Source organism: Burkholderia sp. E168m23, assembly GCF_016586125.1.
In the GTDB taxonomy this organism is placed as follows: Bacteria; Pseudomonadota; Gammaproteobacteria; order Burkholderiales; family Burkholderiaceae; genus Burkholderia; species Burkholderia orbicola.
On the sequence record NZ_BCPP01000162.1, the window covers coordinates 1 to 9,437 of the forward strand.

Here is a 9,437-nt window from a genome sequence, read left to right on the forward strand (position 1 = left end):
TCGACCAATACAGCGGCGCGGTCTTGAAGGACATCCGCTATGGCGACTACGGCGCGGTATCGAAAGCGGTGTCGTACGGCACGTCGCTGCACATGGGCCGTTATTTCGGGCTCGCGAACCAGATCATTTGCGCGGTGCTGTCGCTCGGGCTGGCCGCGATGGCCGTCACGGGCACCGTGATGTGGTGGAAGCGCCGCCCGGCCGGGACGCTGGGCGCGCCGTCGCGCGAACGCGGCACGCCGCCGATGCGCGGCTGGCTCGCCGGGCTCGTGCTGCTCGGCCTCGTCTTCCCGTTGATGGGGCTGACGATCGTCGCGGTCTGGTTGCTCGACCGGCTGCTGTTCGGCCGCGCGGCGCGCGCCGCGGCGTGATCGACGCAAGCGCTTCCCCCATTCTAAGGAAACCGAAACAATGAAGTTCAGATTGATGCTGCCCGCCGCCGTGCTCGCGGCGCTGTCGCCGGCCGGGCAGGCACAAACACAGGAACGCAGTGTCGACGGCGCCGGCGCCATGCTCGCACCGATTCGCGTCGACGCGCAGAAGGCGCCCGCCCTGACGCAACCGCTCGACACGGGCAGCCATCTCGGGCTGTCGCCGCTCGAAACGCCCGCGAGCGTCGAGCAGATCAACCGCGCGACACTCGACACGCGCGGCGACAGTTCGATCATCGACGCCGTGAGCCGCGCCGCCGGTATCAGCGCGTCGCCGCATCCCGGCAACGGCAACTCGGAGCTCGCCGCGCGCGGCTTCGTCGGCGCGTCGTCGGTCACGCAGCTCTACGACGGCGTGCGCCCGTACGGCGCGATCGGCGTCACGTTCCCGTTCGATACGTGGTCGGTCGACCATATCGACGTGCTGCGCGGCCCCGCGTCGGTGATCTACGGCGAAGGCGCAATCGGCGGCGTGGTCAACATCGTGCCGAAGAAGCCGACGCGCACGCCGATCCGCAACGAACTGCAAGTCGGCGGCGGCACCGAAGGCACGGCACGCGCCGCGTTCGGCAGCGGCGGCGCGATCAACGACAAGCTGTCGTACCGCTTCGACATCAGCGGCAACCGATCGTCGAACTGGGTCGACCGCGGCGATTCGCGCAACCTGTCGGTGTCCGGCGCGCTGCGCTACGACGTGACGCCCGACCTGTACGTGACGGCGTCGTATGCGCAGGGCTTCATGCATCCGATGCAGTATTTCGGCGTGCCGCTCGTCAACGGTGCGCGCGATCGCGCGCTCGACAAGAAGAACTACAACGTCGGCGACGCCGACATCGCGTTCCGCGACAGCTGGGCCACCGTCTCGGCGAACTGGCAGCCGAGCGACAGCCTGAACGTGACGAGCACGCTGTACCGGATGAAGAGCAACCGTCACTGGAAGGATGCGGAGTACTACACGTACCTGCCGTCGAGCGCGCAAGTGCGGCGCAGCAGCTACACGGAAATCTTTCACGACCAGGAACAGTACGGCAACGTGACGACGGCCACCGTCGGCGGCGCGCTGCTCGGCATGCGCAACACGTTTTCGGCGGGCGTCGAGTTCAACCACACGACATTCCAGCACGACAACAATTCGCCGTATGCGGGCACGTCGACGGTCGATCCGTTCAACTTCGATCCGGGCAGTTTCATCAACACGGCCGGCACGTTTCCGAAGTACCGCAGCCAGTCGAACCAGTACGCGCTGTTCGCGGAGAACCGGCTCGAGATCACGCCGCGCTGGTCGGTGATCGGCGGGCTGCGCTACGACCATGCGAGCGTGAACCGCGACGATCTCGTGAACGGCGGCGCATTCACGAAGGTGTTCGCGAACACCGGCTGGCGCATCGGCACCGTGTACGACGTGCGGCCCGGCCTCGCCGTGTACGGCCAGTATTCGGTCGCGGCCGATCCGGTCAGCTCGCTGCTGTCGCTCAATGCGTCGAAGGCGAACTTCACGCTCGCGACCGGCCGGCAGATCGAGATCGGCGTGAAGCAGTCGTTCCTCGACGGTAAGGCCGAATGGACGCTCGCCGCGTACCGGATCGTGAAGAGCAACCTGCTGACGGCCGACCCGGTGAACCCGAACCAGTCGATCCAGGTCGGCCAGCAGTCGTCGCGCGGGCTGGAGGCGACGGTCGGCGCGGAGATCGCGAAGGACTGGCGCGTCGATGCGAACGTGTCGATCCTGCGCGCGAAATACGACGATTTCCAGCAGTCGTCCGGCGGCACGACCGTGTCGCGCGCAGGCAACGTGCCGGTGTCGGTGCCGCAGCGGCTCGCGAACCTGTGGGTGAGCTGGCGCTTCGCGCCGGACTGGACCGGCATAGCGGGCGTCAAGTACGTCGGCAAGCGATTCGCCGATACCGCGAACCAGCTCGTGATGCCGTCGTACACGACCGTCGACCTCGGCCTCGCGTGGAAGCCGCGCAAGGACACGACGATCACCGCCCGTGCGTACAACGTGTTCAATCGCCGCTACGTGCAGTCCGCGTACTACAACGAGACGCAGTATCTGCTCGGCAACGACCGGCGCGTCGAGGTGCTGGCGAACTACCGGTTCTGAGCGCGCAGGCCGCCGCGCAACGTGCCAGGCGGCACGGCCGCGGCGGCGTGCCGGTCAGCCTTCGGCATCGCCGGCGCGCGTCGATGCATCATGCACGCGTGCCCGCCGCGCGCCCGGCCATCCACTTCCGGTAGCGCCGCGTCTGGCACTGCGCGGCCAGTTGCTGCCGCACCAGCGCGCGCAGCGGCGATACCTGCGGATGCGTGCGGCGCCCTTCGCTCAATCGCGTGAGCTGGAACTTGACGACGGCCATGTTCGCCAGCGCGCCCAGCGCCTTGTTCTTCCAGCGGATCGGCTGCAGCACCGGCGCGCTGTCCTTGCCGGCGCGCCAGTCGCGCGGCAGGTTCGGGTCGATCGACAGCGCGGTCGCGATGCCGACCATCGCCACGCCGCTGTTCACCACCTGCTCGGCCACCGCACGACGCCGGATGCCGCCCGTGACCATCAGCGGCATCCGCGCGACGGCGGTGATGTCGCGCGCGAATTCGAGGAAATACGCTTCGCGCGCCAGCGTGCGGCCGTCGCGCGCCTCACCCTGCATCGCCGGCACTTCATAGCTGCCGCCCGACAGTTCGACGAGATCGACGCCGAGAGGATTCAGCAGTTCGACCACGCGCTTCGCGTCGTCCGCGCTGAAACCGCCGCGCTGGAAATCGGCCGAGTTCAGCTTCACCGCGACGACGAATGCCGGCGACACCGCCGCGCGCACCGCCTTCACGATATCGAGCAGCAGGCGCGCGCGATTCTCGATGCTGCCGCCCCATTGATCCTGCCGGCGGTTCGTCAGCGGCGACAGGAACTGGCTCAGCAGATAGCCGTGCGCCGCATGCACCTGCACGCCGGTGAAGCCGCTTTGCTCCGCGAGCTGCGCGGCGCGCACGAAGCGCTGCTGCACGTCGGCGATGTCGGCGGCCGTCATCTCCTTCGGCACCGGGAACTGCTTCGACAGCGCGCCGAGCGCGAGCGGCACGGCCGACGGCGCGAGCGTCGTCTGGCCGAGCGCCGCCTGCATCTGGCGCCCCGGGTGATTGATCTGCATCCACACGTGCGCGCCGTTCGAGCGGGCGATCTGCGCCCAGCGGCGGAAACGATCGAGATGCGCGTCGTTTTCGAGCACGACGCCGTTCGGCCCCGTCATCGCGCGGCCGTCCACCATCACGTTGCCGGTCAGGATCAGCCCGGCCTGACCGTCGGCCCACGCCTGGTACAGGCGCAGCAACGCGTCGGACGGCGCGTGATCCGCATCGGCCATGTTTTCTTCCATCGCGGCCTTGGCCAGACGGTTCGGAATCACCGCCCCGTTGGGCAGTGTGAGGGGCGCAAACAGATTCATGGTGGGACATCCTTGATTGACGATGGCCCACGATAACTTTAAAGTCAACTTTAAGGTCAAGCCCTTTTTGGAGCCCATCATGAAAATCGGCGAACTGGCGAAGGCGAGCGGCCTCGCGGCGTCGCGCATCCGCTTCTACGAAGCAAGCGGCCTGCTCGAACCGGCCCGCCGGCAGGCGAACGGCTATCGGGAATACGGGCCGGAAGCGTTGACGCGGCTCGCGATCATCGACCGCGCGCAGTGCGCGGGCTTCTCGCTCGACGAGATCCGCGCGGTGCTGCCGCCCGATCTCGGCGCATGGCCGCACGACGAACTGCTGGTCGCGCTGCGGCACAAGGTCGACGAAATCGCGCTGCTCGAACGGCGTCTCGCGCAGAACCGGCAACATCTGGAAACGCTGATCGACGAAATCGAGAACAAGCCGGCCGGCGAGGATTGCGCGGGCGCCGCGCAGCGAATGCTCGACCGGCTGTGCGAGCAGGCCGCCGAGCCGCTGGAGGCGACGCCCGTCGTGCGGCCGGCGCGCAAGCGGGCGTGATGGAGTGTGCTGCAGGATTGTGATGCGGAATCGCGCCGCGCCGGCCATCGATCGATGCGCGCCACGGCCTGAAACACGATGCGGTGCAGTTGTCCGGATTTGCTTACGTCGCAGGTAATCGACGCGCGCAGCCCGCGCCGCGATCATGGCTTCATCGACTCTCGAACCGCATCACGCCAAGGAGCCCGCCATGACCGCCTACGCCATCGCCCACCTGCACGACGTCGAAATGTGCGACGACATCGTCGAATACCTCGAACGGATCGACGGCACGCTCGCACCGTACGACGGCCATTTCGTGATTCACGGCGCCCGGCCGGAGGTACGCGAAGGCGTGTGGCGCGGCGACCTGATCGCGATCGCGTTTCCGGATCTCGACATGGCGCGCGCGTGGTACGACTCGGATGCGTACCGGCAGATCCAGCCGCTGCGTGAACGGCACGCGAGCGGCCCGTTGATCCTGATCGACGGCGTCGACGAACGGCACAAGGCGACCGACATTCTGCGTTGATCGCCGACGCCCGAGGCCGCCGCCCTGACTTATTTCACGTTGCGCTCCATCGGCTCGCCGACGACGAACCCGCCGCCCTGGAACCGCTGCGCGGGATCGTCGTATTCGGCCGTCGGCGCCGTCACCGGGAACAGCCCCGCGAACTGCTCGGAGCTGTCACGCGGGCGAAAGCCGAGGAAACCGACCTTCGTGTTGTCCCACCACTTCACCGGGTTGTCCGACGCGCCGTAGACGATCGCGTGGCCGACGCGGTTCGTCAGCAGCGAGCAGCGCACGAGCTCGATGAAATCGCGATAGCTGAGGAACGTGACGAGCATGCGCGGGTTCTTCGGCACCTCGAACGACGAGCCGATCCGCAGGCATACGGTTTCGATCCCGAAGCGGTCGAAGTAGTAGCGCGACAGCGATTCGCCGAAGCACTTCGTCACGCCGTACAGGCTGTCCGGGCGCAGCGGCGCATCGGCGTCGAGCACCTCGGTGACCGGATGGAAACCGATCGCATGGTTCGAGCTCGCGAACACGACGCGCTTCACGCCGTGTTTGCGCGCGGCTTCGTACAGGTTGTACGTGCCGGTGATGTTCGCGCCGACCAGATCGTCGAACGGCGCATCGACCGAAATGCCGCCGAGGTGAACGATCGCGTCCACGCCGTCGACGAGCTGCATCACGGCCGGCCGGTCGGCCAGGTCGACCACGCGGAGTTCTTCATGCGCGGCCGCGTCGCCGAGCGCCGCGATGTCGCTGACGCGCACGACGTCGGCCCAGTCGGCGAGCGCGCCGCGCAACTGGCGGCCGAGGTTGCCGGCCGCGCCCGTCAGCAGCAGGCGGCCGAACGGTTTGCGCGCGGCGGTGGATGAGGCGTTCATCGAATCTCCTTGATCTGACCTAAATCGGAAAACGTTTTCCAACTATACGCGTGCGCGGCGTCGAGCGTCAATGGTCGAATCTGCTCGCAGCCATCCGCACTTTCCCGATATCGACGGGTGGCTGCGCGCCGTCTTTTTCTGCCACAATCCGGCGTTATCGAACGAAAACGTTACCCTTCCGATGAAAAAAGTTTCCTCGACGATCCGCGACGTGGCCGCCGAAGCCGGCGTGTCGGTCGCGACGGTATCGAAGTACGTGAACGGCACGCAACGCTTCTCGCCGACCGTCGAGGCACGGCTCAAGGAGGCCATCGAGCGGCTCGGCTACCGATCGAATCCGCTTGCGCGCTCGATGATCACCGGCCGCACGCGCACCATCGGCCTCGTGATCCTCGACATCAGCAACCCGCACTTCACGAACGTCGTGAAAGGCGCGAACCGCGTCGCGCTGCAGCACGACTACACGCTGCTGCTCGTCGATACCGAGGAAAGCCAGGCGCGCGAACGTTCGCTGATCGAGGCGCTCGCGCAGCGCGTCGACGGGCTGATCGTCAGCACGCGGATGCCCGACGAGGAAGCCGGCTGGATGCTCGACCTCAACAAGCCGCTCGTGCTGCTGCGTCGCAGCCCCGGCCTGCCGATTCCGAGCGTCGGCATCGACAACCGGCTGTCGACCTACATGCTCGCGCGCCACCTGCTCAACCTCGGCCATACGCGCATCGCATATCTCGGCTTCGGCACCGCGCGCGTGAACGACGAACGAATCCAGGGCGCGCGCGACTGCCTCGCCGAAGCGGGGCTCACGCTCGACGTGCACGACGCGCACGCGCCGACCGCCGAGGCCGGCGAGCGCGCGTGCTCGCGCGTGATGCTCGGGCCGCAGCGCCCGCAGGCCGTGATCTGCTACAACGACCTGATCGCGCTCGGCTTCATGAAGGAAGCCGCGTCGCTCGGCTTCCGGCTGCCGCAGGACGTGTCCGTCGCCGGCATCGACAACGTGCCGTACGGCGCATACGCGGCGCCCGCGCTGACGACCGTCGACATCCAGAGCGAGAACATGGGCGAACTCGCGATGCAGAAGCTGATCGATGCGCTCGCCGGGCGCACCGACGCGAGCTATTCGACGTTCGAGCCGCGGCTGATCATGCGCGCGTCGACCGCATCGGCCGCGGCCGGATAACGCAATCGCGACGCGTCACGCCCCCGAACGAAAAACGCCGCCCCCGAGGGCGGCGTTGTTGCTTGCCGACACGCGATCACGCATCGAGTTTCGCGGGCTTCATCTTCGGCGTGAGCACGTGCATCACGGCCAGCGCGATCAGGTAGGCCGACGCGCCGATCGCAAACAGCACCCAGTAGTGGCCGGTGCGCTGCAGCACCTGGCCGATCACTTCCGAGAACAGCACGCCGCCGATCGAGCCGGCCATCCCGCCGATGCCGACCACCGACGCGACCGCGCGGCGCGGGAACAGGTCGGACGCCGTCGTGAACAGGTTCGCCGACCAGCCCTGGTGCGCGGCGGCGGCGAGGCCGACGATCAGCACCGCGATCCACAGGCTCTGCACCTGCGATACGAACGCGATCGGCAGCACGCAACATGCGCAGATCAGCATCGCCGTCTTGCGCGCCCGGTTCACGCTCCAGCCCGCGCGCAGCAGCATCGACGACAGCCAGCCGCCGCCGATACTGCCGACCGTCGTCAGCGCATAGATGCAGACGAGCGGCAAGCCGATGTGCTGCATGTCCATCCCGCGCGATTCGTTCAGCCACTTCGGCAGCCAGAACAGGTAGAACCACCACACCGGATCGGTCAGGAACTTGCCGATCAGGAAGGCCCACGTCTCGCGCTTGCGGATCAGTTCGCCCCAGCGCGGCGCGCCGGCGTTCGCGTTCGCCGCGTCGAGCGCTTCGGCTTCGTCGCGCGGCTCGTCGTATTCCGCGGCGAGCGCGCGCGTGTCGGCCGTGCGATACATCACCAGCCACACCGCGAGCCACACGATGCCGATAGCGCCGATGATCACGAACGCCGCGCGCCAGCCGTAGGCCACCGCGATCGCCGGGATGATCGCCGGCGCGAACACCGCCCCGATGTTCGCGCCCGAGTTGAAGATGCCGGTGGCGAGCGCGCGTTCGCGGCGCGGGAACCATTCGGCCGTCGTCTTGATCGCGGCCGGGAAGTTGCCGCCCTCGCCGATCCCGAGCAGCGCACGCACGAACGCGAAGCCCGTCACCGAGCCGACCGCCGCATGCAGCATCGCGGCGATGCTCCATACCAGCATCGCCACCGCGTACGACACGCGCGTACCGAGCCAGTCGACGATGCGCCCGAAGCCGAGCAGACCCAGCGCATAGAACGCCGAAAACGCCATCACGATGCGGCCGTACTGCACCTGGCTCCAGCCGATGTCGTGCTGGAGCATCGGCGCGAGCAGGCCGAGGATCTGCCGATCCATGTAGTTGATCATGGTTGCGAAGAACAACAGCGCACACACGGTCCAGCGGTAGCGGCTGGCGGCCGCGCGCACGGCGCCGACGACGGCAGATTGCATGAATGTCTCCGATGCGCGGTCGCGCCCGTCGCGCCGCGCGGTATTCGTTGACCGGCGACCGGCGCCGGGGTGAACGGCCCACGCGCTGACGCACCGGCCCTTTCACCAACCTATCTGGAAAACGTTTTTCAAAGGATAGGACGTCTGCCGCTGCCGTGTCAGTCGGGGATTTCGATGAGTCATCTCAAATTAGTCGCGGTAAAAGAGACGACTGTTTCGCAGAGTGGTATTAACCGTTTTTCCCCTGATTTTCCCGCTGCGGCGCGGCAGGCGCGCGGCGGCCGACACACATGTCCGATTCCAGCCAGAATCGACCGCGAGGATGGTTTACAGTCGCCCCATGCGCCTCGATCCTGACACCTGCTACGACGCCCTGCTTTCGCGGAACCGCCGCTTCGACGGCTGGTTCTTCGTCGGCGTCGCGACGACCGGGGTGTACTGCCGCCCGGTCTGCCCGGTGAAGCCGCCGAAAGCGCAAAACTGCACCTACTACCCGACCGCCGCGGCCGCCGAGAAAGCCGGCTTCCGGCCCTGCATGCGCTGCCGCCCCGAACTCGCGCCCGGCCACGGGCTGCTCGACCTGTCCGGCAATCTCGCCGACGCGGCCGCGACGCTGATCGACGACGGTTTCCTGAATGCGCATTCCGTCGCCGCGCTCGCACGGCGCGTCGGCGTGACCGAACGCCATCTGCGCCGCATCTTCGGCGCGCAGTTCGGCGTGTCGCCGGTCGAGTTCGCGCAGACGCAGCGGCTGCTGATGGCCAAGCGGCTGCTGACCGATACCGCGCTGCCGGTGGCCGTCGTCGCGTCGACGGCCGGGTTCGGCAGCGTGCGACGCTTCAACGACCTGTTCCGCCAGCGCTACGGCCTCAATCCGCTACGGCTGCGCAAAGGGGCCGGCGCGTCGGCCGACGGCGACATGACCTTCCCGCTGCCGTACCGGCCGCCGTTCGCGTGGGCCGACCTGATGCGTTTTCTCGCGCAGCGGCAGATCGACGGCGTCGAACGAATCGACGCGAAGGGTTATGCACGCATCGTCGAATTGCCGAATCGACACGACGGCGGCCGCGTCGCCGGCTGGCTGTCCGTCACGCACGTGCCGCAG

General features: G+C 67.5%; 9 protein-coding genes. 6 read left to right on the plus strand and 3 right to left on the minus strand.

What is annotated here, in order from left to right:
- Together JMF90_RS11145 and JMF90_RS11150 are read left to right on the plus strand one after the other, a co-directional pair.
- Positions 1 to 371, plus strand: a 371-nt coding sequence (locus JMF90_RS11145; RefSeq protein WP_201325108.1) for a PepSY domain-containing protein, incomplete at its 5' end; no start/stop codon positions are given.
- Positions 372 to 411: 40 nt separating this feature from the next.
- The gene (locus tag JMF90_RS11150) at positions 412 to 2,535 is read left to right on the plus strand and encodes a TonB-dependent siderophore receptor (RefSeq protein ID WP_011694506.1); all 2,124 of its coding nucleotides are present in this window, start codon (positions 412 to 414) and stop codon (positions 2,533 to 2,535) included.
- An 88-nt stretch (positions 2,536 to 2,623) separates the two neighbouring features.
- Here JMF90_RS11150 and JMF90_RS11155 read toward each other — a convergent pair whose 3' ends face one another.
- On the minus strand, positions 2,624 to 3,868 hold the full coding sequence (locus JMF90_RS11155; RefSeq protein WP_011694505.1) for an NADH:flavin oxidoreductase/NADH oxidase family protein: 1,245 nt from the start codon (positions 3,866 to 3,868) through the stop codon (positions 2,624 to 2,626).
- A 79-nt stretch (positions 3,869 to 3,947) separates the two neighbouring features.
- On the opposite strand from JMF90_RS11155, the gene JMF90_RS11160 reads away from it, so the two are divergent.
- A complete protein-coding gene (locus JMF90_RS11160) occupies positions 3,948 to 4,406 on the plus strand; it encodes a MerR family transcriptional regulator (RefSeq protein ID WP_011694504.1) in 459 nt (152 codons plus the stop codon).
- A gap of 190 nt (positions 4,407 to 4,596) precedes the next feature.
- Complete coding sequence (locus JMF90_RS11165; protein ID WP_011694503.1) at positions 4,597 to 4,917, plus strand: DUF1330 domain-containing protein; 321 nt, start codon at positions 4,597 to 4,599, stop codon at positions 4,915 to 4,917.
- A 29-nt stretch (positions 4,918 to 4,946) separates the two neighbouring features.
- On the opposite strand, the gene JMF90_RS11170 is transcribed toward JMF90_RS11165, so the two are convergent.
- Complete coding sequence (locus JMF90_RS11170) at positions 4,947 to 5,783, minus strand: NAD(P)-dependent oxidoreductase (RefSeq protein WP_011694502.1); 837 nt, start codon at positions 5,781 to 5,783, stop codon at positions 4,947 to 4,949.
- Between the two features lie 70 nt (positions 5,784 to 5,853).
- Between JMF90_RS11170 and JMF90_RS11175 the strand changes: the two genes are divergently transcribed.
- On the plus strand, positions 5,854 to 6,963 hold the full coding sequence (locus JMF90_RS11175; RefSeq protein ID WP_011694501.1) for a LacI family DNA-binding transcriptional regulator: 1,110 nt from the start codon (positions 5,854 to 5,856) through the stop codon (positions 6,961 to 6,963).
- 76 nt (positions 6,964 to 7,039) lie between these two features.
- On the opposite strand, the gene JMF90_RS11180 is transcribed toward JMF90_RS11175, so the two are convergent.
- The gene (locus JMF90_RS11180; protein WP_201317171.1) at positions 7,040 to 8,332 is read right to left on the minus strand and encodes an MFS transporter; all 1,293 of its coding nucleotides are present in this window, start codon (positions 8,330 to 8,332) and stop codon (positions 7,040 to 7,042) included.
- Positions 8,333 to 8,654: 322 nt separating this feature from the next.
- On the opposite strand from JMF90_RS11180, the gene JMF90_RS11185 reads away from it, so the two are divergent.
- Positions 8,655 to 9,437 (plus strand): bifunctional transcriptional activator/DNA repair enzyme AdaA (locus tag JMF90_RS11185; RefSeq protein ID WP_201325109.1); only part of this gene is annotated, 783 nt, incomplete at its 3' end.